General features: G+C 67.6%; 17 protein-coding genes. 6 read left to right on the forward strand and 11 right to left on the reverse strand.

Annotated elements, in window-relative coordinates:
- Nucleotides 1-25 precede the first annotated feature (25 nt).
- The 4 genes from hpnD to BCO18175_RS22640 are packed head-to-tail and all read left to right on the forward strand — an operon-like array spanning nucleotide 26 to nucleotide 4,834.
- Complete coding sequence (gene hpnD, locus BCO18175_RS22625) at nucleotides 26-874, forward strand: presqualene diphosphate synthase HpnD (RefSeq protein WP_174984159.1); 849 nt, start codon at nucleotides 26-28, stop codon at nucleotides 872-874.
- A gap of 13 nt (nucleotides 875-887) precedes the next feature.
- Nucleotides 888-2,141: a hydroxysqualene dehydroxylase HpnE gene (gene hpnE / locus BCO18175_RS22630; RefSeq protein ID WP_174974371.1), complete on the forward strand. Its 1,254-nt coding sequence runs from the start codon at nucleotides 888-890 to the stop codon at nucleotides 2,139-2,141.
- 11 nt (nucleotides 2,142-2,152) lie between these two features.
- Entirely contained in the window at nucleotides 2,153-4,126 is a 1,974-nt protein-coding gene (gene shc, locus BCO18175_RS22635) for a squalene--hopene cyclase (protein ID WP_174984161.1), read from the forward strand.
- Nucleotides 4,127-4,177: 51 nt separating this feature from the next.
- Nucleotides 4,178-4,834 carry a phosphorylase gene (locus BCO18175_RS22640; RefSeq protein ID WP_254599388.1) on the forward strand — a complete coding sequence of 219 codons (657 nt, stop codon included), beginning with the start codon at nucleotides 4,178-4,180 and terminating at the stop codon, nucleotides 4,832-4,834.
- Between the two features lie 124 nt (nucleotides 4,835-4,958).
- Here the strand turns inward: BCO18175_RS22640 and BCO18175_RS22645 are convergent, their stop codons facing one another.
- Entirely contained in the window at nucleotides 4,959-5,918 is a 960-nt protein-coding gene (locus BCO18175_RS22645; RefSeq protein ID WP_174984163.1) for an MlaA family lipoprotein, read from the reverse strand.
- On the reverse strand, nucleotides 5,911-8,544 hold the full coding sequence (locus tag BCO18175_RS22650) for an MMPL family transporter (protein WP_174984166.1): 2,634 nt from the start codon (nucleotides 8,542-8,544) through the stop codon (nucleotides 5,911-5,913). The genes BCO18175_RS22645 and BCO18175_RS22650 overlap by 8 nt, the downstream gene beginning before the upstream one ends.
- A gap of 323 nt (nucleotides 8,545-8,867) precedes the next feature.
- Between BCO18175_RS22650 and BCO18175_RS22655 the strand changes: the two genes are divergently transcribed.
- Nucleotides 8,868-9,464 (forward strand): MlaC/ttg2D family ABC transporter substrate-binding protein, encoded by a 597-nt coding sequence (locus tag BCO18175_RS22655; RefSeq protein WP_034181524.1) that lies wholly within the window; start codon nucleotides 8,868-8,870, stop codon nucleotides 9,462-9,464.
- Between the two features lie 175 nt (nucleotides 9,465-9,639).
- Here the strand turns inward: BCO18175_RS22655 and BCO18175_RS22660 are convergent, their stop codons facing one another.
- The 6 genes from BCO18175_RS22660 to BCO18175_RS22685 all read right to left on the reverse strand — a co-directional run bounded on the left by BCO18175_RS22660 (nucleotide 9,640) and on the right by BCO18175_RS22685 (nucleotide 17,029).
- A complete protein-coding gene (locus BCO18175_RS22660; RefSeq protein ID WP_174984169.1) occupies nucleotides 9,640-10,770 on the reverse strand; it encodes a fimbrial protein in 1,131 nt (376 codons plus the stop codon).
- Nucleotides 10,771-10,852: 82 nt separating this feature from the next.
- Complete coding sequence (locus BCO18175_RS22665) at nucleotides 10,853-12,016, reverse strand: fimbrial protein (RefSeq protein ID WP_174984172.1); 1,164 nt, start codon at nucleotides 12,014-12,016, stop codon at nucleotides 10,853-10,855.
- Nucleotides 12,004-14,631 (reverse strand): fimbria/pilus outer membrane usher protein, encoded by a 2,628-nt coding sequence (locus tag BCO18175_RS22670; protein ID WP_174984174.1) that lies wholly within the window; start codon nucleotides 14,629-14,631, stop codon nucleotides 12,004-12,006. Before BCO18175_RS22670 ends, BCO18175_RS22665 begins: the two co-directional genes overlap by 13 nt.
- Before the next feature lie 72 nt (nucleotides 14,632-14,703).
- Nucleotides 14,704-15,477 (reverse strand): fimbria/pilus periplasmic chaperone, encoded by a 774-nt coding sequence (locus BCO18175_RS22675; RefSeq protein ID WP_174984177.1) that lies wholly within the window; start codon nucleotides 15,475-15,477, stop codon nucleotides 14,704-14,706.
- 89 nt (nucleotides 15,478-15,566) lie between these two features.
- Nucleotides 15,567-16,115 (reverse strand): fimbrial protein, encoded by a 549-nt coding sequence (locus tag BCO18175_RS22680; RefSeq protein WP_174984180.1) that lies wholly within the window; start codon nucleotides 16,113-16,115, stop codon nucleotides 15,567-15,569.
- A gap of 275 nt (nucleotides 16,116-16,390) precedes the next feature.
- Nucleotides 16,391-17,029, reverse strand: coding sequence for a TetR/AcrR family transcriptional regulator (locus tag BCO18175_RS22685; protein WP_174984184.1), 639 nt, complete (start codon nucleotides 17,027-17,029; stop codon nucleotides 16,391-16,393).
- Nucleotides 17,030-17,173: 144 nt separating this feature from the next.
- On the opposite strand from BCO18175_RS22685, the gene BCO18175_RS22690 reads away from it, so the two are divergent.
- Nucleotides 17,174-18,694: an MFS transporter gene (locus BCO18175_RS22690; RefSeq protein ID WP_174984187.1), complete on the forward strand. Its 1,521-nt coding sequence runs from the start codon at nucleotides 17,174-17,176 to the stop codon at nucleotides 18,692-18,694.
- 54 nt (nucleotides 18,695-18,748) lie between these two features.
- On the opposite strand, the gene BCO18175_RS22695 is transcribed toward BCO18175_RS22690, so the two are convergent.
- The 3 genes from BCO18175_RS22695 to BCO18175_RS22705 form a co-directional block, all read right to left on the reverse strand.
- A complete protein-coding gene (locus BCO18175_RS22695; protein ID WP_174918656.1) occupies nucleotides 18,749-19,393 on the reverse strand; it encodes a response regulator in 645 nt (214 codons plus the stop codon).
- A 29-nt stretch (nucleotides 19,394-19,422) separates the two neighbouring features.
- A complete protein-coding gene (locus BCO18175_RS22700) occupies nucleotides 19,423-20,808 on the reverse strand; it encodes a cache domain-containing protein (protein WP_174984190.1) in 1,386 nt (461 codons plus the stop codon).
- 157 nt (nucleotides 20,809-20,965) lie between these two features.
- A complete protein-coding gene (locus BCO18175_RS22705) occupies nucleotides 20,966-22,528 on the reverse strand; it encodes a sensor domain-containing diguanylate cyclase (RefSeq protein WP_174984193.1) in 1,563 nt (520 codons plus the stop codon).
- Nucleotides 22,529-22,678 lie beyond the last annotated feature (150 nt).

Below are 22,678 nucleotides of genomic sequence, written 5' to 3' on the forward strand. Positions count from 1 at the left end.
CGTGGGTGTCTCCGTGGAGCTCGTCTTGGCCGTTTCCAATTCCGTCGTGGACGAACAAGAAACCGACGCCGCTGCCGTCACATCGGGCAGTTCTTTCTATCTTGCGATGCGCATCCTGCCGGCCGTGCAGCGCGATGCGATGTTCCAGGTCTACGCGTTTTGCCGCGCGGTCGACGACATCGCCGACAGCGACCTGCCGCGCGCCGAGCGCAATGCGGGCCTCGACCGCTGGCGCGCGGACATCGACGCGTGCTTCGCCGGCCGCCCGCCGCGCCACCTGGCCGCGCTCGACCGCGAGATCCGCGCATTCAACCTGCAGCGCGACGACTTCCACGCGATGATCGACGGGATGGCGATGGATGCGGTCGAAGACATCTGCGCGCCCGATGAACCGACGCTCGACCTCTTCTGCGATCGCGTGGCGAGCGCGGCCGGCCGGCTGTCGGTGAGGATTTTCGGGATGCCGGAAGCCGAAGGGATCAAGCTGTCGCATCATCTCGGCCGCGCGCTGCAACTGACGAACATCCTGCGCGACATCGACGACGATGCGGCGATCAACCGTTGCTACCTGCCGCGCGAGCTGCTCGCGCGCGAAGGCATCGCGATCGCCGACCCGGCGACGATCGTGCGCGATCCGGCGCTGCCGCGCGTGTGTGCGACGCTCGTCGAGCGCGCGCTCGAGCACTTCCGCCAGGCCGATGCGGTGATGGATACCTGCGCGCGTGCGCAGGTGAAGGCGCCGCGCATCATGTCGGGCGCGTATCGCTGCATTCTCGAAGCCGCGATCGCACGCGGCTTTGCGTTCCCGCGCGCGCCGCTGCGCAAGCCGAAAGCGCGCATGCTGATGATCGCCGCGCGCTACGCGCTGTTCTGAGCCGACCGAGTCGATGCCCAGGACCGTCCACGTGATCGGCGCCGGCGTTGCCGGCCTGTCGGCCGCGGTCGAGCTGCAACGCCGCGGGCGACGCATCGTGCTGCACGATGCGCACGCGCATGCGGGCGGCCGCTGCCGCTCATGGTTCGACGGGACGCTGAACACGACGCTCGACAGCGGGCTGCATGTCGCTTTCGCGGGGCAGCCGGCGACGCAGCGCTACCTGCGCGCGATCGGCGCGGCGGACCAGCTCGCGGGGCCCGCGTTGCCTGAATTTCCCGTCGTCGACGTCGCGTCGCAGCAGCGCTGGACGCTGCGCTTCGGCAACGGGCGATGGCCGTCGTGGCTGTTCGATGCCGCATCGCGCGCGCCGGACACGACACCGCTCGACTACCTCGCGCTCGCTCCGCTCGCGTTCGCGCGCATGGGCCGTTCACTCGCACAGACGATGCGATGCGACGGCATGCTGTGGGAACGTTGGCTGCGGCCGTATTTCCTCGGTGTGCTGAACGTCGAGCCGCGCCATGCGAGTGCCGAACTCGCACGTGCGGCGCTGTGCAGCACGTTTGCCATGGGGGCACCCGCCTGCCGTCCGCTCGTCGCGCGCCACGGCCTCGGCAGTGCATTCGTCGAACCGGCGCTGCGGATGCTGCAGCACGGCGGCGCGCAGATCCGGCTGAACTCGCGGCTCGACGCGTTCGAATTCGGCGCGCACGGGAATGCGGTCGATGCGGTCTCGGTCGGCGGCGAGCGGATCGATCTCGCACCGGGCGACGCCGTCGTGCTGGCCGTGCCGCCCGAGGTCGCGCAGCCGCTTGTGCCCGAACTCACCGCGCCCGACACGTTCAGCGCGGTCGTGACCGCGTATTTCGCGGCCGAAGCGCCGGCCGGCAATCCGCTGCAGACGTCCGTGGTCAACGGTGTCGTCGATGCGGTGCGCACCGGCGGCGGCCAGCTCGCGGCGACGATCCGCGACGCTGGCCGCTGGCTCGATACGCCGCGCGACACGCTCGCGCAGCGCATCTGGGAAGACGTCGCGCGCGTGACCGGTGCGAACCCGGAAACCATTCCCGCGTGGCAGCTCGTCGTCGAGCCGCGCGCGGGCTTTGCGGCGGTGCCGTCGCAGGAAATGAAGCGTCCGGCCGTGCGTACGCGCTGGACCAATCTCGTGCTGGCGGGCGACTGGATTGCCACCGGCTTGCCCGCCACGATCGAGGGCGCGATCCGCTCCGGCCAGCTGGCCGCGGACGTGCTCCAGACACAATAAGAGAGGGACCGATGAACGATCTCACCGAAATGGCTACCCTGTCCGCCGGCACCGTGCCGGCGGGCGTCGACACGGCCGTCGTGCGTGCGACCGATGCGCTGCTGGCCGCGCAGAACGCGGATGGCCACTGGGTCTACGAACTCGAAGCCGATTCGACGATTCCCGCCGAATACGTGCTGCTCGTCCACTATCTCGGCGAGACGCCGAACCTCGAGCTCGAACAGAAGATCGGCAAGTATCTGCGCCGCATCCAGCAGGCCGACGGCGGCTGGCCGCTGTTCACCGATGGCGCACCGAACATCAGCGCGAGCGTGAAGGCGTATTTCGCGCTGAAGGTGATCGGCGACGACGAGAACGCCGAGCACATGCAGCGCGCACGCAAGGCCATTCACGCGATGGGTGGCGCCGAGATGTCGAACGTGTTCACGCGTATCCAGCTCGCGCTGTACGGCGCGATTCCGTGGCGCGCGGTGCCGATGATGCCGGTCGAGATCATGCTGCTGCCGCAGTGGTTCCCGTTCCATCTGTCGAAGGTGTCGTACTGGGCGCGCACCGTGATCGTGCCGCTGCTCGTGCTGAACGCGAAGCGCCCGCTCGCGAAGAACCCGCGCGGCGTGCGCATCGACGAGCTGTTCATCGATCCGCCCGTCAACGCCGGGCTGCTGCCGCGCCAGGGCCACCAGAGCGCCGGCTGGTTCGCGTTCTTCCGCGTGGTCGACCATGCGCTGCGCGCGGCCGACGGCCTGTTCCCGAACTACACGCGCGAACGCGCGATCCGCCAGGCCGTGTCGTTCGTCGACGAGCGCCTGAACGGCGAGGACGGCCTGGGCGCGATCTATCCGGCGATGGCCAACGCGGTCATGATGTACGACGTGCTCGGCTACGCGGAAGATCACCCGAACCGCGCGATTGCGCGCAAGTCGATCGAGAAGCTGCTCGTCGTGCACGACGACGAAGCGTATTGCCAGCCGTGCCTGTCGCCGGTGTGGGACACGTCGCTCGCCGCGCATGCGCTGCTCGAAACGGGCGACGCGCGTGCCGAGGACGCCGCGATCCGCGGCCTCGAATGGCTGCGCCCTCTGCAGATCCTCGACGTGCGCGGCGACTGGATCTCGCGCCGCCCGCACGTGCGGCCCGGCGGCTGGGCGTTCCAGTACGCGAACGCGCACTACCCGGACGTCGACGATACGGCGGTGGTCGCGGTGGCGATGGAGCGCGCGCAGAAACTCAAGCAGAACGATGCGTATCGCGATTCGATCGCGCGTGCGCGCGAGTGGGTCGTCGGGATGCAGAGCAGCGACGGCGGCTGGGGCGCGTTCGAACCGGAAAACACGCAGTACTACCTGAACAACATCCCGTTCTCGGATCACGGCGCACTGCTCGATCCGCCGACGGCCGACGTGTCGGGCCGCTGCCTGTCGATGCTGTCGCAGCTCGGCGAGACGCCGCTGAACAGCGAGCCGGCGCGTCGTGCGCTCGACTACATGCTCAAGGAGCAGGAACCGGACGGCAGCTGGTATGGCCGCTGGGGGATGAACTACGTGTACGGCACGTGGACGGCACTGTGCTCGCTGAACGCGGCCGGCCTGACGCCGGACGATCCGCGCATGAAGCGCGGCGCGCAGTGGCTGCTGTCGATCCAGAACAAGGACGGCGGCTGGGGCGAAGACGGCGACAGCTACAAGCTGAACTATCGCGGCTTCGAGCAGGCGCCGAGCACCGCGTCGCAAACCGCCTGGGCGCTGCTCGGCCTGATGGCGGCCGGCGAGGTGAACAACCCGGCCGTCGCGCGCGGCATCGACTACCTGATCGCGGAGCAGAATGAAGAGGGCCTGTGGGACGAGGCGCGCTTCACGGCGACGGGCTTCCCGCGCGTGTTCTACCTGCGCTACCACGGCTATCGCAAGTTCTTCCCGCTGTGGGCGCTCGCCCGCTATCGCAACCTGAAGCGCGACAACACGACGCGCGTGACGTTCGGGCTGTAACGCGTGGCGCCGCAACCCACCGGCACGTTGCCCGTCATCGCCGTGACGGGGATGGCGTTCGAGGCGCGCATCGCGCGCGGCGACGGCGTCGAAGCCGTCTTTGCCGCACGGGCGGACCGGCTCGAACGCGCGCTGACCGAGGCGACCGCGCGCGGTTGTGCGGGCATCGTGAGCTTCGGCACGGCGGGCGGGCTCGCGCCCGACCTCGCGCCCGGCGCACTCGTGATCGCGAACGCGATCGACGGGCCGTTCGGTCGCGTCGAGACCGATTCGGGCTGGAGTGAACGGCTCGTCGCCGCGCTGCACGACACGCCGGTCTGGGCGCGCGTCACGCGCGGCACGATCGCGGCCGTCGGCGCACCGGTCGTCAGCGAACAGGAAAAGACGTCGCTGCATCGCGCGAAGGGTGCGCTCGCCGTCGACATGGAGTCGCATATCGCGGCGGCCTTCGCGGCTGCGCGCGGCGTACCGTTCGCGGTGTGCCGCGCGATCGTCGATCCGGCGTGGCGCACGTTGCCGAGCGCGGCAACGGCCGGCCTGCGCGACGACGGCAGCACGGCGATCCTGCCGATCCTGCGTGAACTGCTGAAGCAGCCGTCGCAGCTCGGCCCGCTGCTGCAGGTCGCGAGCGACGCGCGCGCGGCACGCACGACGTTGATCCAGGCACGGCACGCGTTCGAGCGTGCCGGCGCGATGCGGATCGTCTGAGCGGCACGCGCCGCCTTTCTCGCCCTTCTCTTCCCGGTTTTCCGCTTCTCGCGGATCTCGCGGACAAAAAAAGAGCGCTGCAGATGCAGCGCTCTTTGTCTTTGCGGCGGTGGCCGTTGCAGCGTTATTGCGCGGCCGGACTGCTCGCCGGCGTCGCCGGTGCGGCTGCCGAAGCCGCAGCAGGTGCTGCGGCCGAAGCCGCCGCCGGCGCGCTCGCCGGCATCGCGTTGTCCGCGCCCGGATCGTCGTACTTCGGCAACCCCGGTGCGGCCGGCGCGGTGTTCGGCGTAGCACCCGGTGCACCGCCCGAGTCGCCCGGATCCTCATAGTTCGGCAACCCCGGCACGGCCGGCGCGGCGCCCGATTCACCCGGTTCGTTGTAAGTCGGCAGCGTGGCCGACGACGACTGGCTGCGATACGTCAGCGACTTGCGCTGCTGCAGGTACGCGTCGCGCACGAACGAATACGGATCGAGCGCGGCCTGCTTCAGCAGGTCGGTCGCGCCGAGCAGGTCCGAACGCGCGCTGATGAACTGCGCGATATACATCGGGTTGCGCGCGGCCGGCTCGATGTAGTTCAGCAGGTTGAAGCGCACGTCCACCGCGCGGCCGACGCCGTCGCGGATCGTGCTCGGCCCGAACACCGGCAGCACGAGGTACGGGCCCGACGGCATGCCCCAGCGCGCCATCGTCAGGCCGAAGTCCTGGTGATGCTTCGGCAGCCCGGCCGGCGTCGCGATGTCGATCAGGCCGGCGACGCCGAACACCGAGTTCATCGCCACGCGCATCAGATCCTCGGTGGCATCGGTGATGCGGAGCTGCAGCAGGTTGTTCGCGATGTTGCCGAGATCGCCGAGGTTCGAGAAGAAGTTGCTGATCGCGGTGCGCACGGGCGTCGGCGTGACCTTCTGGTACCCCTTCGCGATCGGCTGGGCGATGTTCGTGTCGACGGTGTCGTTGAACTTGTACATCGCCCGGTTCATCGGCTCGAGCGGGTCGTTGGGGTTGCGGTTCGGTCCCGTCGCGCAGCCGGTCAGCACTGCGCTGGCGGCAACGGTCGCCGCAATGATTCGCACCTTATTCATTGATTCCTTGCGATTGGTTCTTGGCGCGTTTGACGCGCGGTTTGCCCATCAGGACGGGCTGGAACACCACGGCGCCGATCAGCGTGCAGGTCAGGGCGAGCGCGAGCAGCTTGCCCATGCTCGACGTGCCCGGGTGGTGCGACAGCCACAGGCTGCCGAATGCGGTCGCCGTCGTCGCGGCGCTGAACAGGACGGCATGCGTGAGGCTCGAGTGCAGCAACCCGGTTTGCCCCGCGCGCCACGCCATCACGAAATACACCTTGAACGCGACGCCGACGCCGAGCATCAGCGGCAGCGCGATGATGTTCGCGAAGTTGAGCGGCATGCCGAGCACGACGCACAGTTCGAGCGTCACGACGCCCGACACGAGCAGCGGCACCAGCGTGCGCAGCACGTCGCCGAAGCGGCGCAGCGTGACCCACAGCAGGATCGTGATCGAGATGATCGACCACAGCGCCGCATGCAGGAACGCGTCGATGATCGTGTCGGCCGAATGCAGGATCGAGATCGGGCCGCCGGTCGCGCCCGGCTCCGCGGCCTTCACGGTCTTCGCGAAGCGGCGCAGCATCGTGTCGTCGTTCGGGTCGACACCCTTCGGCACCTTTGGCGAGATCTGCACGAGCGCATGGCCGTCCGGCGCGACCCAGTCGCGCACGAGCTGCGGCGGCAGCGATTCGCGCGTGATGTCCTGCGGCTGCAGCAGCGACGCGAGCTGGTTGAGCGCGATGCGCAGCGTAGCGGAGAACGCGCGCTCGGCGCGGTCGCGCGTCGCGGTGTCCGCGGCGGCGAGCTTCGCGAGCGACGCCGACAGGTGCTGCGCGGCGGCCGCGCCCGGGCCCGGGTGATCCTCGGCCGCGTAGCTCAGCAGGTCCGACACGCGCTTGAGCGCGGCGACGCGCTGCGCGTCGGTCGCGGGCGGCGCGGGCGGCTGCGTCAGCGCGGGCAGCAGGTCGCCCGCGGCCGTGGCGATCGCCGCGCGCTTGGCCGGCTGGTCGGCGGGTACGAAGGTCGACAGCGTGGTCGTGCGGCCGACTTCGGGCAGCGCGTCGAGGCGCTTCGCGGCCGCGTCGGCCTCCGCGAGCGACGGCGCGAGCAGCGTGACGTCGTTGACGGCGGCTTCCGGCGAATCCTTCAGTGCGAGCAGCGTCGCCATCGATTCGCTGTTCGGATCCTTCAGGTGCAGCGGGTTGAAGTCGAAGCGCAGGAACGCGAGCAGCGGCAGCGCGCCGACCACCACCACCAGTGTGCCGATCAGGATCGGCTTGCGATGGCGATCGAGGTAATCGTCGACCGGCGCGAGCCACGGGAAGCCCGGCGTCTTCGATTCGCCCGGCGGCGCGAACAGGCGCAGCAGCGCGGGCAGCAGCGTGAGCGTGGTGAGCAGCGCGACGAACATCCCGACGCCCGCGATCAGGCCGAGTTCGGACACGCCGCGATAGGCGGTGGGGATGAACGAGAAGAAGCTCGCCGCGACGGCCGCGGTGGCCAGCGCGAGCGGCATGCCCATCGAGTGCGCGGCGCCGATCAGCGCGTGATCGATGCGCGGATCGCGGAAGCGCTCCTCGCGGTACTTCACGCCGTACTGGATCGAGAAGTCGACGCCGAGGCCGACGAACAGCACCATGAACGCGACCGAGATCATGTTCAGCGAGCCGACCATCGCGAGGCCGAGTGCGGCGGTCACGACGAGGCCGACGAACAGCGTGACGAGCACCGAGCCGATCATCCGCTTCGAGCGCAGTGCCAGCCACAGGATGACGAGCACCGCGAGCAGCGTGAAGACGCCGTTGAGCGCGGCGCCGTCTTCGACCGACGCGAATTCGTCGTCGGCGAGCGGCTGCTCGCCGGTCAGGCGCACGGCCGCGCCGAAGCGCTTCTCGAGGTCGAGCGAACGGGCCGCGTCGCGGATCACCTGGCTGGTTTCCGCGCCGGCTTTCAGCGCGCCGTAGTTGACCACGGGCTGCACGGTGACGAACGCGCGCGCGGGCTGCCGCGCGGCATCGTTGTCGACCAGTGCGCGCCACGAGAACGCGGCCGGCTTGCCGGCCAGCACGTCGTCGACCGTCGCGGCGCTGCGTGCGAGCAGCTTCGCCATTCCGGACAGTTTCACCTGGCCGGTCAGCAGCGGCTGGCCGAGCGTGGTGGACAGCGTCGTGGCGAGCCCGGTCAGGCTCGGGTTCTTCGCGAGTTCGTTGACGAGCGGGCGCGCGCTCGCGAGCTGCGAGGTCGTATCGGTCACTTCCTGCGGCGACAGGAACAGCAGCCCGTTGTGCTCGAAGAACGGCCCGCCGCCGGGCTCGGCGACCTGGCCGATGCGGCCGGCGTCGGCATCCTTCTGCAGCGCTTCCGTCAGCGCATGCGCGGCGGCATTCGCGAATTCGGGCGCGGGCGCCTCGACGACCGCGAGGATCGTGCCGTTGCGTTGCGGGAACGCTTTATCGACGGCCTGGCCGAGCGCGGCAAATTGCGGTTCCGCATCGACGAGCTTACTGATGTCGGTGTTGATCTTGAAATGCTGGGCGACATAGACGCCGCTGAGCGCGGCGATGACGAGCGACAGCACGACGACCCAGACGGGTCGGCGTACCGACCATGCAACGAGTCGGACGATGAGAGATGTCACCATGTGGCGGTGGGGAGCGGCTGGCAAGGGCAAAGTAGCCAAGTATACCGGCGCAGCGTGGCGGCGGTCGTGACGTTGGGGGTTTCGGGGAGGGAAGGAGATTTGTTCGTGACGGCGGAATCGATACCGACGTCCGGCCGGTTTGTAAGGGGATATTTACATAAACGGCGCCGCGCTGCTTCGACGCGCCGCTGCGGGCCTGTGACAAAGGAACCTGAAAGGTAACAGTCGGTCACGGCGGCACACCGAAGCGTCAGGCCCGGTATACTTTGCTTCGTCGGCCGGTGCAATGAACCGGTCGTTTTTTCTCATCGAGCGATATTCGTATGAAACGTCATCTGTTTGCTTTCGTCGCGGCGGCCGCCGTGTCGGTTTCCGCTTTCGCGCAGAGCGCGCCGGTCGATATCGTCCGCAATGCGGTCGAGGGCACCGTTACCGCCATGAAGGCCGATCCGGCCGCACGTGGCGGCGACATGGCGAAAGTCACGCAGGTCGTCGAGCAGCGCTTCCTGCCCGCGACCAACTTCGAGCGCACGACCCGCATCGCGGTCGGTGACGCGTGGAAGCAGGCCACGCCGCAACAGCAGCAGGAGCTGTACAAGCAGTTCAGGCTGCTGATGACGCGCACCTACGCCGCGTCGCTCGCGCAGCTCGGCAGCCAGGACGCGAAGTTCTCGTTCAAGGCCGGCGGCGCGTCGGGCGCCGACGCGCTCGTGCAGTCGACGGTCACGACGCCGGGCGACAGCCAGTCGGTCGGCTATCGTCTCGGCAAGGTCGGCAACGACTGGAAGATCTACGACATCGACATGTCGGGCGCGTGGCTGATCCAGGTCTACCAGGGGCAGTTCAAGAGCCAGCTCGCATCGGGCGGGATCGACGGCCTGATCGCGTATCTGCAAAAGCACAATTCGCGGACGAACTGACGGCCGTTGCAAGGCCTCGGTCCGGATGCATGAAGGGCGCCCTCGGGCGCCCTTCTCTTTTTCTTTTGCCCAGGGCGCCTGGTGAGCGGTCGAACGACCGACGTGACCGCGCGTCCGGGCGTGCCGGCGCAGGTCCAGGCCACCTCCGCACACGTCAAGGCTCGCTGCGCGCGGCCTACTGATACGTCATGGTGAAGGTCAGCACCGCGTTCGCGCTGCCGGCCGTTACTTTCGCGGCAGTCTGGTAATAACGGGCCGTGAGCGGGATCGTGTAGGAGCCGCCCGTCGACTTGCTGTAGCTCGTCAGCGTGTACGGCGTGCTGTACTTCAGCGCGTTGCCGCTGCTGTCCTTCAGTTGCAGGCCGATGCCGGTGGCCGTCGAACCGCTCGACAGCGCCAGCACGCCGTTGGTGCTGTCGAGTACGGCATTGACCGGGTCGAACTCGTACTGGATCGAGTTCAGGCCTGTCGGACAGGCGTTGACCGCCACGTTGACCGCGACGGCCTGCTTGGTGGTCGAACCGATGCCGGTGAATTCCGACTGCATGTGCGAGCCCATGTTGACCGTCACGTTCGGTGTGGTGCAAGCCGCCACGCTGACGTTGGTCGACGTCAGCGAAAACGACACGAGAGGCGAGGTGGCGACCGTATACACGTTGCCGCCGGTGCTCGTCGCTGACGCCCCCACGAGCAGCACGCCGCCCGTCACCGTGCCCGCCGTGATCGGGCCGGTCTTGACCAGCGCCGCTTGCGCCATACCGCCGTTACTGATCGAAGTCACAATTCCGTTTGCGTTGCAGGCGTTCCCTGTCCACGGGCTGGGGAACGGTGAAGACGGCACGCCCAGATCCACCCAGGGCAGGCTTCCGCAACCGTTCGCGTAAGAACTCACGCCGATCGCGACACCGACGCCAGGCACATTGGTATTCCAGACCGTATAGGCCACCCCGGTCGGTCCCTTCACGGTCATGCCGGACTTGGTCATCGACAGCGGTTCGAAGACCATACCCGCGGCTGCCGTACCCGATACCGCGCAAGTGTAGTAGTTGGAGACGTTCGGCGTACTGACCCAGGAGGTTAGTACCGTGCCGTTCGGCGCATCGCGGGGGACGGTCACCGAGGGCTGCATCGTCAGCGTCACCGTCTGCGCCGTTCCCGAGCAAGTTATGCTCGAGGCGAACACGGGGCGTGTGCCCAAGCCGAGCATCAGCACCGCCAGCGTGAGCAGCCAGAACGCCAGGCGGCCCAGGCCTCGCGCCGATTTCGCCTGCCTGCGCGTCGCGGCCGGCGTCTTGTTCCGTTTCATGATCTTTCCCAGGTCCATTGCATCCGCACGCTCATTGCGTGCGTACCGCCACCGCATACGTCAAAAATCCGATACGCACTGCTTATTGATACGTCATGGTGAAGGTCAGCACCGCGTTCGCGCTGCCGGCCGTTACCTTCGCGGCAGTCTGGTAATACCGGGCCGTGAGCGGGATCGTGTAGGAGCCGCCTGTCGCACTGCTGTAGCTCGTCAGCGTGTACTTTGTGTTGTAATTCAGCGCATTGCCGCCGCTGTCCTTCAGTTGCAGGCCGATGCCGGTGGCCGTCGAACCGCTCGAAAGCGCCAGCACGCCGTTGGTGGCGTCGAGCACGGCATTGACCGGGTCGAACTCGTACTGGATCGAGTTCAGTCCAATCGGGCAGGCGTTGACCGCCACGTTGACCGCGACGGCCTGCTTGGTGGTCGAACCGATGCCGGTGAATTCCGACTGCATGTGCGAGCCCATGTTGACCGTCACGTTCGGTGTGGTGCAAGCCGCCACGCTGATGACGGTCGACGACAGCGAGAACGACTTGCGACTCGCGGTCGCGACCGTATACGTGCCGGTGGTGCTTTGCGCCGAACCGCCCTCGAACAACACGCCGCCCGCCACCATGCCCGCCGTGACGGCGCCGGTCTTGACCAATGCCACCTGGGCCTGGCCGCCATTGGTGACCGAACCGTTTGTGTTGCAGACCCAGCCTGTCCACGGGCTGGGGAACAGCGCAAACGGCGTGCCGAGATCGAGCCACGCCTGCCATTGGCAGCCGTTCACGTATGAACGTATGCCAATCGCGATGCCGATGCCGGGCACGTTGGTATTCCAGACCGTATAGGTCACCCCGGTCGGCCCCTTCACGGTCATGCCGGACTTGGTCATCGACAGCGGTTCGAAGAGCATGCCCGTGGACGCCGACCCCGACACCGTGCAGCTGTAGTAGTTGTTGGTAGCCGGGGTGCTGATCCAGGCGGTCAGCACCGTGCCGTTTACGGCATCGCGCGGGACCGTCACCGGGGACGGCATCGAGACCGGTATCGTCTGCGCGGTACCCGAGCAGCTGGCGCTCTGGGCGAATGCCGCACGCGAGCCCAGGCCGAGCATCAGCATCGCCAGCGTGAGCAGCCAGAACGCCCGGTGGCCCAAGCCTCGCGTCGATTTTGCCGGTCTGCGCGCCGAGGCCGGCTTCTCGTTCCGCTTCGTGATCTTTCCCGGTGCCATCGCGCCCGCTCCGCTCATCTCGTACATACCGCCTCCACATCGGTCCAGCGTTGCTGGCTCGCCTTGCTTGCCGTGGGCAGCGTGTACGGCAGTGCACAGCGCTCGGCGGCCGTATCGCCCCACTTCACATTCAGCGTGCCGGCATCGGTCTTCACGCCGCGCAACACGACACGGCCATCCTGGGCCACGGTGCCGACGTTCTGCCCCGCCGCATCGCTCACTTCCGCGCCGAAGGGAACCGGCTCGCCATCGCTCATGCGCGCACGCATGATCACCGCGCGCCCGCCGCCCTCGGTCTCGTACTTCAGCCGCACCACCGCGCCCGCGGTCGGCGCGACGTGCTGCGCGCTGGATTTCAGCTCGACGCTCATCGGCACGCCCTTCGGATCGATCTCCACTTCGTTGGTCGAGAACGGCGTCAGGTTCGACACCAGCGCATGACCGAACCGATCGATGCGCAGGCCGCTGCCTGCCGTCACGCGTGCGCCGTTCGCGTCCTTGGCCTCGACGATCGCCATCGTCTCGCCCATGGTCGGCGCAAAGGCCACGCCGCCGGCATAGGCCACCATGCCGCCCGAGATGCCGCCGCCGTACTGCGTAAAGCCGGTGCCCTTCGACGCATTGCCCGAGAAGGTCGCGTACGGCGACATGTAGGCCACGTTGCCGCCCATGTTGACGGTCGCCCCGGCGCCGCCGCCGCTGGTACGGCCGACGTTCACGCCGTAGCTGAGCGCGTTGTCGACGCCGAGCGAGCCCGTCAGCGATTGCTGGACCAGGGTCGCGCCATGGCTGTCGTGCTGCAGGCTGGTCGACGAGTACAACGTGCGCGAGCCGAGGTTCAGCGGGATCGACACGTTCAGCATGAAGCGGTTGTCCCAGCGGTTTTGCGTCGCGTCGAATTGGCGCGCGGCCGACACGCCGTAGTTGATGCGCCGGAAATTGTTGTTGTAGCCGGCCTGGAACTGCGTGTCGTTGCCGCCGCGGTTCCAGTAGTTGACGGTCGAGCCCGACAGGTAGAACGAGCCCCAGCCTTCCGGCAGGCCCTGGTTCAGCATGACCTGGAACTGACCGCGACGTACGCCGCTCGACAGCAGGCCGTTCACGCCGCCCGTCTGCTGGCCGCGCAACTGCATGGCGTCCTGCAGGCCCAGGTAGCCGCTGCTCGAATAGCGGTAGGCGGCCACCGCGATATTGGTATTGGTCGGACTGATCAGCTTGCTGTACGAGAGCTTCACGCTCTGGCCGTGGCGTGTGCCCGTGCCGGGCAGATCGGTGTTGGCCTGCGTGATGTCGAATGCGAACGAGCCCAGCCCGGTGTTGAGTGCGGCGCCGACCAGGCCTGCCAGGTAGCCGGGCGCGGCGGTCATGCCGCCGTAGCCGGTGATCAGGTTGGTGAAACCGTGCTGGACGGTCGCCTGGAACAGCGCCGGCTTGCTCGATAGCAGCGGGCTGCGGTACTGGCCGGCGGTCACGCTGAAACGCGTGATGCCGGGCCGCAGCGAACTGACGGCCGACGCATACGGCACCTTGAAGGTGTGGATGCTGCCATCGGCTTCGGTCACGATGACGTCGAGGTCGCCGCCATAACCGGTCGCATAGAGATCGTCGATCTCGAACGGGCCGGTCGCGACGTTGGCGCTGTAGATGATGTTGCCGTTCTGGCGTACCTGCACCAGCGCATTGCTGTTGGCGATGCCGTGGATGGTCGGCGCATAGCCGCGTTGCGATTCCGGATACATGCGCTCGTCGCTGGCGATCCGCACGCCGCGAAAGCCCACGCTGTCGAACATCGTGCCGTCGGTGAACGCGTCGCCGATCACGAGCTGCGCCTTCAGGCGCGCGATCGAGCGCTGCAGGCTGGTCTGCACGCTCTGGTAGTGCGTGCCGCCGTGCGTGTCGTAGGTGTAGTTGCCGTTGTGGCGGAAGCGCCAGGGCCCGACGTTCAGGCCGGCGATCAGGCCCAGGTAGGCCTGGGTCGCCGAGGCGCCCTGGTTGTCGGCGCGGTAGATGTTGCCGTTGTACGACAGCAGCGCGGCCGGCACGCCCTCGTCCCAGTAGCGCGGGTCCACGTAGCCGCGCGCCGCGCGGCTCAGCGAGGCCTGCGGGATGCTGACGTCGAGCCGCTGCTCGCCATTGTCGAAGGTGGCGACGGCGTCCGGCACCAGCATGCCGATCGTCGCGCAGGCATGGTTCGAGTCCGTCAACCTGCGCGTCGCTTCGGGCGACAGCTTCGCGAGATCCACTCCGACCTGCTGCAACAGCTCGCGATCGAAGCAGGGCTGGACGTTGTTCCGGCTGTCGCCCACCTGGCGCAGCGTGATTTCGGCGCGGCCGATCCAGTTCGTATTGACGTACAGGTCGGCGCGATATGAACCCGGCGCCGCCACATTGCCCTTTTCGAAGCGACTGACGTCCACTCGCTTGCCGCCCGGGCGCTGCAGGAACAGGTCGTCGAACTGGACTTCCGCCACTTGTGTGGCGTTTGTGGTCTCCGCCATCGTGCCGGTCGATGCGAACATCGACAGCGCGAGCAGGAAGCACGGGCGCGGGCGCCAGCGCATGAATGGCGGCAAACTGGAAAGACGTTGGATCACGATTGGCACCCGAGCGTGAGCAAGCCTGCGCCCTGCCCGGGCAGGCATGCTGGGTCTTGCTGTGGAAAGGACGTGGCGCGCTACCCGCGCCTCGCGCAATGGAAGGGGGTCAGCCGCGCATCATCGCGACGGCGCCGCGGTGCCGGACCGCAATGGCGTATCGCCGCTGACCGCGCCGCCGTAGTCGTTCAGCGCCGTGTAATGCACGCTGGCGCCGGCCGCGCCGGACACGTCGCCCTTCAGCGGGAAGGCGCGCGTCTCGCCCGGCCCGACCATGCCGCCATCGTCGAAGGTCGCGCTGCGTCCGCCGGACTGCACGCTGATCATGGTCAACGACACATGGAACGGCGTCGGGTTGTGCACCTCGATGGCCGGTTTGCCGTCGGCCTGCGTGAGCTGCCAGGTGAGCTGCGCCGGCGCATCGGCCGACGAACCCTGAAGTTTTTCCGGACGATAGAACAGCTTGATGCGCGAACGGAACGCGAGCTGGATGCGGTTCATGTCCGCATCGGCCGCGCCCGGTTTGGGCGGTACCTCGAGCACGTTGAGCCAGAACACCGACTCGCGATCCTGCGGCATGGGCTCGCCGGTGTAGACGATGCGCAGCGTCTGCGACTTGGACGGATCGATCCGCGCGATCGGCGGCGTGACGGTGAAGGGCACCTTGATCGTGGACGGCGCGCTGTGCACATCACCTGCATCGACCCACGACTGCACGAGCGCGGGCGACTGGCCGGCGTTCGACAGCTTGAGCGTAACCTCGGACTCGCTCGCGCCATAGATCACGCGCGTGCCGCCGATCACCACCGATGCATTGGCGGGCGTCGCCAGGTGGCCGAGCGATGCGACGCATGCGGTGGCGATCGCACGCCGGAGTGTTTTTCGAAGCTTCATGATAGGGATCGATGCAGGTGGCGAGCACGAGGGGCGGAGCGACGTCGTGCCGCCCCACTCACCCATGCTACGTAGAACTAAATGAGTAATTACTGATAAACGAGCGAATACATCACGCTCGACGTCGCCGCGCCTGCCGTTGCAGCGCCGGTCGCGAGGTACTGCGCGTAGTAGTTCAGCGTGGCGGCGCCGGCCGCGCTGATTGCGACCGTCTTCGAGTTCTGCGACGCGTCAGCCGCACCGATCTTGATCGGCGAATAGCTGCCGTCGCCGTTCAGCAGCTGGATCTCGACGTTGGTCGCGCCGCCGGTGGCCAGGATCAGGTTGCCGGTGGCGGTGTCGACCGTCGGACCCGGCTCGAAGTAGGTGTGGACGGTGCCCGACGCCGGCGTGCAGGCCGTCAGTGCGATGTTGAAGGGCGTGCGGTTGGCCCACTGGCCTGCTGCGGCCAGCGCGCTGGTCGACACCGATTGCAGCGGGACATTGAAGTTGTTCGAGCCGCTGCCGTTGCCGTTGATCGTGCAGGTTTGCGCGAGCACGGTGCCGTTGAACGTGATCGTGCCGTCGGCTGCGGATGCGATTTGCGACGCAGTGGCTGCAGCCACGAACAACACGGCGGTAATGAGTTTGGTTTGCATGGTTTTTGGTTTCTGAAAGAAGCGATCTGGATGGAGATACGACGCCGACGCGATATCCGCTCGATAGCGCGACGCGACATCCAACGGCAACCCGAAAGGCATCACGCGGTCGAATTTTGTGTTTTCGGCCTGGTTACACTTGGACGAAGCGAATCTTACCGACGTCAGTCATTAGTAAGATGAACTATTGTCACATCGCGATTCCACCAACAAAAAATGCCGTCCAGTTCGACTGGACGGCATTAGCTCTCGGGCGCCTGGTACGTTGCTGTGCGTCAGGTGCCGACGCCGAGCATCCGCAGGCAATCGTCGACTACCGCATCGACGAACGCGGCGCGATCCGTTTCCGGCGCCGCGATGATGTGGTCGGTCGCGCCGTGCACGCCCGCATAGATCAGCAGCGCGGTGACCTGCGGGTGCGCGAGCCGCCACGTGCCGGCTCGTGTGCCGCCGTCGAGAATCGCGCCCAGCTGCTCGAGGATCGCGTTCTTGTCGGCATTCGCGCGATCGTGGTGATGGTGGTTCGTGTAGACGATGTCGTGCGTGCGGTAGGTTGCCGCGTAGGTTTCGATGCTGGCGCGGATCCACGCGCGCAGGCGCGCGAGCCAGTCGTCGGTGGCGCATGCGTCCACCGCGTGCTGCAGGCGATCGAGGAACGACGACGTATAGCGCTGCGCGAGCGCGGCGAGCATGTCGGACTTCGATTCGAAGTAGTGATAGAACGTGCCTTTCGCGACCTGCGCGTGCTCGACGATCTCGCTGATGGTCGTCGCTTCCACGCCCCGCGCGAGGAACAGCGTCTCGGCCGCGGCCATCAGTTCCTCAAGGCGCACTTCCGCCGGCTTCGTGCGCGGCTTGCCTGCCGGCGCGTCGTCTTTCACTGTCGTGGTTCCTGCCTTTGTCCTGTCCGTCATCGCGCGGCTCGACGCCCGTTCGTGCAAAGCCCGCAGTTTAGGCTAGCGTCCTGCTGACGGCCAACGCAATCCATTGACCGACGGTCAGTCGATATATATGATGAGAATCATTCTCATCTTCATGCCTGTCAAGGGTTGACCACCATGCCTCGCTACCGTCGCGCCGCACTCGTTCTGGCCGCCTGTCTCGGCACCTTTCTCGCCACGCTCGACATCAGCATCGTCAACGTCGCGTTGCCGACGCTGCAGACGGCACTCGATACCGATATCGGCGGCCTTCAGTGGGTCGTCAATGCGTATGCACTCGCACTGTCCGCGTTCATGCTGTCAGCCGGGCCGCTCGGCGATCGCTACGGACACAAGCGTGTGTGGCTCGCCAGCGTGATCCTGTTCACGGCCGGGTCGGTGGTCTGCGCATGCGCGGGCAGCATCGAGCCGCTGCTGATCGGGCGCGCGATCCAGGGGCTCGCCGGTGCGTTGCTGATTCCCGGCGCGATGCCGATCCTCACGCATGCGTTTCCCGATGCGCGCGAACGCGCCCGCGCGATCGGCGGATGGTCCGCATTCAGTGCGCTTGCGCTGATCCTGGGGCCGCTGGTGGGCGGCCTGCTGGTCGAGCACGGTGGATGGCAGAACATCTTCCTCGTCAACGTGCCGATCGGCATCGTGACCGTGCTGCTCGGCGCGTGGGGCATTCCGGAGCGCCGGCATCCGCAGCATGCGGCATTCGATCCGCTCGGCCAGGCGCTGAGCGTAGTGTGGCTCGGGTTGCTCACGTACGGGCTGATCGGCATCGGCGAAGCCGGGTTGCCGCATGTGAAGGTGCTCGCGCCGCTGGCGGGCGCCGCGGTGGCGTTCGCTCTGTTCGTGCGGGTCGAAACGCGCGTCGAGCGGCCGCTGCTGCCGGTCTGGCTGTTTCGCGACCGGCGGCTGGTGCGCGCCAATCTCGCGTCGTTCGTGCTCGGGTTCTCGGGGTACAGCAGCCTGTTCTTCCTGTCGCTGTTCCTGCAGCAGGCGCAGGGGCGCACGCCCGCCGAGGCCGGCTGGCAACTGATGCCGCAGTTCGTGATGACGGCGATCACGTCGATGCTGTTCGGGCGCATCGCGGCGCGCATTCCGTTGCACGCGCTGATGGTGGCCGGGTATGGGCTGATCGGCGCGATGCTCGCGGTCATGGCCGGCTTCGGTGCGGGCACGCCGTATGTGCCGGTCGGGATCGCGCTGGCGGTGCTCGGCGTCGGCATGGGGCTCGCGGTGCCCGCGACCGGCATGACCGTGATGGAACTGGCGCCGGCCGAACGTGCGGGCATGGCATCGGCGACGATGAATGCATTGCGCCAGACGGGGATGAGCATGGGCATCGCGGTGCTCGGCAGCATGATGAGCGTCGGTGCGCTGCACCGGATGACGGACGCGATACAGGCGATGGGAAGCGCGCAGGCGGATACGCTCGCGCGGCAGGCCGTGATGGAGCATGTGTTCGCTGCCGGCGGGCCGGCACTCCTCGGCGCGTATCGGGAGGCGATGGCGCACGGGTTTTCGATCGCGGTCTTGTGCTCCGGAATCCTGAGTATTTGCGTTGCGGTAATGCTGATGATGCGGCGCGAAACGGAGAGGCAATCGGGACGCGCGGCGGCGTGCGTGACGTCTTCACAGCCGGAATGATATGGCGTGCCGGGCTGGTCTTTCGCAACGGATCGCCACCACCTCCCGATACGCCTACCTTCGCCGATGCTCCACCGCGAACTTGATCAGCTCGGCCTGCCCTTCGATCTCCAGCTTGCGCTTCAGATTGAGCCGGTGCGTCTCGACCGTGCGTACCGACAGCCCCGTCTGTTGCGCGATCTGCTTGCTCGACAGCCCTTGCGCCAGCGCGTCGAGGATGTCGCGTTCGCGCGGCGTGAGCCGGTCGAGCGGCGACGCGGTCGCGCTCGCGTGGATCATCCGCGCGGCGAGCCCTTCGCTGAAGAACGTCTGGCCGGCCAGCACCGCGCCGATCGCGCGCACGATCTCGCTCGCGGGCGAATCCTTCAGCAGGTAGCCGCTCGCGCCGGCACGCACGGCCTGCGTCACGTATTCGATGTTGTCGTGCATCGACAGCATCAGCACGCGGATGCCCGGAAAGCGCTCGTGGAACACGCCCGCGAGCGTGATGCCGTTCATCCCGTTCATGCCGACATCCATCAGCGCGAGATCGGGTTCGAGCGACGCGGCGAGCGCGAGCGCCTCGTCGGCGTTGCCGGCTTCACCGACCACGGACAGGTCGGCCGCTTCGAGCCGCATCCGCAAGCCGTCGCGCACGAGCGGGTGATCGTCGACGAGCAGCAGTCGGGCGACGGGCCGGGCGGTGTCGGGGGCGCTCATGCGTGAAAGGTCTCCTGTTATGGGGCGCGTCATGACGCGGCGCCGGGCAGCGGCACGCGCGCGTCGACGATCGTGTGGCCGACCTGCGACGTGATCGTCAGCATGCCGCCGAGCGCGTCGAGGCGCTCGCGCATGTTGCGCAGGCCGATGCCGCGGCGCGCGTCGGCCTGCGAGCGTTCGGCGTCGAAGCCGCAGCCGTTGTCGGCGATGGTCAGCTTGACGGAGTGCGCGCCGACGTCGAGCGTGACGGCCGCGCGCGACGCCTGCGCATGATGCACGATGTTGCTGAGCGCTTCCTGTGCGATGCGGAACAGCGCGGTGTTGACGGCTTCGGGCAGCGGCCGGGTGCCGCTGTGCGCGACCTGCGTATAGCCGATGTCGATGCCGCTTTCTGCGCCGAGCTCGCGCACAAGCTGTTCGAGCGCGGCCGCGAGGCCGAGGTCGTCGAGCATGGACGGACGCAGCGCATGCGAGATGCGCCGCACTTCGCGTAGCGTGTCACCGAGCCGTCCAACGCCCGACGCGAGCGCCTGCTCGGCCTCGAGCAAGCGCGCCGTGCCGCGTTCGAAGCGTGCGAGCGCGGATTCGAGCATCAGCTTCGCGGATACCATCATCTGGCTGATCCCGTCATGCAGCTCGCGCGACAGCCGCGCCCGCTCCTGCTCCTGCGATTCGACGACGCGCTGCGCGAGCAGCTTGAGCTTCGCGTCCGCACTGCGCGACTCGCTGACGTTCAGCACCAGCGCGCACACGGCGATCGCCGCCGCGCCGGTGAGCGCGATCGCGGTGAGCCAGCTCATCGTGCGCTCGATGTTCGCGGAGGCGCGCGCGTCGATGCGCTGCAGCGCGGTGTCGACGTCGTCGAGATAGATGCCGGTGCCGACCATCCAGCCCCAGCGCTCGAGCGCGACGACGTAGCCGAGCTTCGGCGCGACGCGGCCCGTCGAAGGCCGCTGCCATGCGTAGCGCACGTAGCCGCCGCCGCTCGACGCCGCGCCGATCAGCTTCTGGATCGTCAGCGCGCCCTGCGGATCGCGCATCGACCAGTAGTTGTGGCCGACGCGCTCGGGCTCGCGCGGATGCATCAGCGAATTGCCGTGCAGGTCGTACACGAAGAAATAGCCGTCCGGGCCGAAGTCCATTTTCTGCAGCATCGCAAGCGCCTGCGTGCGCAGCAGCGCATCGTCGCGTGCGTTGCGGCCGCTCGCGTCGTAGAGCGGCATGATCGCGCTCGTCGCGAGCTCGACGTAGTGCTTCAGCTCGACTTCCTTGCTCGACAGGTACGCGGCCTGGATCGTCGCGTGCTGCGTGCGTGCGAGGGACGTCGCCTGCTGGCGCACGCCGAAGCCGATGCCGGCGATCGCGAGCAGGAACGGCACGATGGCCAGAAGGAAGATCTTTGCCTTGAGTCTCATGGTGGTGCGAAGCGGCCGTGCACCCGCGCGGGCCGGCCGGGCGCGTCAGCCGCGCGGCGGCATGTCGAGGCGACATTGTCGGCGATTTTGCGAGCGGGCGGCGGCGGCGGCCCGGCGGCCGCCCTGCCGTCGCCCGGCGGTGTGGCGTCCCGGCCGCTCAGGCCTGCCGCGCCGCGAGGCCGCCGGAAGCGGCCGCGTGCACGACGATGCGGTTGCGCCCGCCTTCCTTCGCGCGATACAGCGCGTCGTCGGCCAGCTTCAGCGCGCCCTGCATGTCGTCGTCGTGTTCGGGATAGCTGGTCGTCACGCCGATGCTTACCGTCAGGCGGCCGGACGTGCCGGCGTCATGCCGAATGCCGAGATCGAGGATGCCGGTGCGGATCGTCTCGGCGATCGTTACCGCGCCGGCCGTGTCGATGTCGGGCAATATCACGACGAACTCCTCGCCGCCGTAGCGCGCCGCGTAATCGGCCGGACGGCGCAGGCAGCCGGCGATGCAGTGACCGACCGCGGCGAGCGCGTCGTCGCCGGCCTGGTGCCCCTGCGTGTCGTTGTAGCGCTTGAAGTAATCGACGTCGATGAACAGCAGCGACAGCGCGTGCTGCGAGCGCGCGGCGCGGCGCCATTCACGCGCGAGCGTGACGTCGAGCATCCGGCGGTTGTCGAGGCCCGTGAGGCCGTCGGTGCGCGCAAGCGCCTGCAGCTCGGTTTCCGCGCGGTGGCGCTTGCGCAGCTGCACGTCGAGCAGCAGCGACAGGCCGACGAAGCCGATCGCGAGCGCGACCATCGCGGAGCCGATCGGAATCGCACGGTCGTACCACGCGGCATAGGTATCGGCTTCCGAGCGCGCGACCATGATGATGAGCGGCAGGTTCTCGAGGTGCCGGAACACGTACAGGCGCCGCACGCCGTCGATTGACGCGGTGTCGGAGAAGCTGCCTTCGTTGGCGGTCATGAACCGCCGGAACGTGCTGGCGTGGCTGATGTCGCGGCCGACGATCTTCGGGTCGTACGGCTCACGCGCGAGCATCTTGCCGTCCGTGTTGATCAGCGCGATCGAGCCGCGATCGCCAAGCGACAGGCGCGAGAACAGGTTCTGGAAATATTCGAGCCGGATCGACATCACGGCGACGCCGCCGAACGAGCCGTCGGGCTTCGTGATCCGCCGGCTGAGCGCGATGCTCGGCGAGCCGCCGCGCAGCCGCGAGTGATACGGGGGGCTGACGTACAGGCCGGCGTCGGGGTGGTCGCGGTGCACGACGAAGTACGGCTCGTTGCCGAAGTTGGCCTTGCGCGGCACGTCGCTCTTGCCGTCGACCTCGATGTCGCCCTTTGCGTCGAGCACGTAGATGCCGCCGAGGTACTTGGCGGTCGTCGCACGGTCGAACAGCACCTGGCGGCGCAGCGACATCGGCAGCTTGACCACGTCGGGGTCGTTCTCGCCTTCGACGACGGCCTGCAGCGACAGCGAATAGATCTCGATGTTGCGCTCGATGTCCCACGACGCCATCAGCGCAAGATTCTGTTGCATCGCGGCGGAGCGGTCGCGCGCGTCGATGCGGCCTTCGTACAGCACGATCCCGCACAGGAGCAGCAGGACCAGCGCGATCACTAGCCCGGTATAGAAGATCAGGTGCGGCAGCAGGAACCGGCGCAGATGAGCGGCGACACGGCTCGTCAGGCCGGATTCGCTGGGCATTGCGTAGTCGGTTTCTGCCATGGTCCGTGGATCGATGGGCATTGCCGCCGGGGAGGCGGGCCGATGCGATTGTTCGTATGACGTGCCGGCGGCGATCCGTTACGCGGCCATTCCGACGCCTTCCTGCCGGCGGGCGCGGAAAATGGACGGCGATTATCGCCAATCGCGGCC

Origin of the sequence: Burkholderia lata (genome assembly GCF_902499335.1) — a bacterium.
Taxonomy (GTDB): Bacteria; Pseudomonadota; Gammaproteobacteria; order Burkholderiales; family Burkholderiaceae; genus Burkholderia; species Burkholderia lata_B.

What these genes read in the sequence shown, in the direction of transcription:
- hpnE (WP_174974371.1), top strand. Translation starts at nt 888, where the DNA reads ATGCCCAGGACCGTCCACGTGATCGGCGCCGGCGTTGCCGGCCTGTCG.
- shc (WP_174984161.1), top strand. Translation starts at nt 2,153, where the DNA reads ATGAACGATCTCACCGAAATGGCTACCCTGTCCGCCGGCACCGTGCCG.
- BCO18175_RS22640 (WP_254599388.1), top strand. Translation starts at nt 4,178, where the DNA reads ATGGCGTTCGAGGCGCGCATCGCGCGCGGCGACGGCGTCGAAGCCGTC.
- BCO18175_RS22645 (WP_174984163.1), bottom strand. Translation starts at nt 5,918, where the DNA reads ATGAATAAGGTGCGAATCATTGCGGCGACCGTTGCCGCCAGCGCAGTG.
- BCO18175_RS22650 (WP_174984166.1), bottom strand. Translation starts at nt 8,544, where the DNA reads ATGGTGACATCTCTCATCGTCCGACTCGTTGCATGGTCGGTACGCCGA.
- BCO18175_RS22655 (WP_034181524.1), top strand. Translation starts at nt 8,868, where the DNA reads ATGAAACGTCATCTGTTTGCTTTCGTCGCGGCGGCCGCCGTGTCGGTT.
- BCO18175_RS22660 (WP_174984169.1), bottom strand. Translation starts at nt 10,770, where the DNA reads ATGAAACGGAACAAGACGCCGGCCGCGACGCGCAGGCAGGCGAAATCG.
- BCO18175_RS22665 (WP_174984172.1), bottom strand. Translation starts at nt 12,016, where the DNA reads ATGTACGAGATGAGCGGAGCGGGCGCGATGGCACCGGGAAAGATCACG.
- BCO18175_RS22670 (WP_174984174.1), bottom strand. Translation starts at nt 14,631, where the DNA reads ATGCCTGCCCGGGCAGGGCGCAGGCTTGCTCACGCTCGGGTGCCAATC.
- BCO18175_RS22675 (WP_174984177.1), bottom strand. Translation starts at nt 15,477, where the DNA reads ATGAAGCTTCGAAAAACACTCCGGCGTGCGATCGCCACCGCATGCGTC.
- BCO18175_RS22680 (WP_174984180.1), bottom strand. Translation starts at nt 16,115, where the DNA reads ATGCAAACCAAACTCATTACCGCCGTGTTGTTCGTGGCTGCAGCCACT.
- BCO18175_RS22685 (WP_174984184.1), bottom strand. Translation starts at nt 17,029, where the DNA reads ATGACGGACAGGACAAAGGCAGGAACCACGACAGTGAAAGACGACGCG.
- BCO18175_RS22690 (WP_174984187.1), top strand. Translation starts at nt 17,174, where the DNA reads ATGCCTCGCTACCGTCGCGCCGCACTCGTTCTGGCCGCCTGTCTCGGC.
- BCO18175_RS22695 (WP_174918656.1), bottom strand. Translation starts at nt 19,393, where the DNA reads ATGAGCGCCCCCGACACCGCCCGGCCCGTCGCCCGACTGCTGCTCGTC.
- BCO18175_RS22700 (WP_174984190.1), bottom strand. Translation starts at nt 20,808, where the DNA reads ATGAGACTCAAGGCAAAGATCTTCCTTCTGGCCATCGTGCCGTTCCTG.
- BCO18175_RS22705 (WP_174984193.1), bottom strand. Translation starts at nt 22,528, where the DNA reads ATGGCAGAAACCGACTACGCAATGCCCAGCGAATCCGGCCTGACGAGC.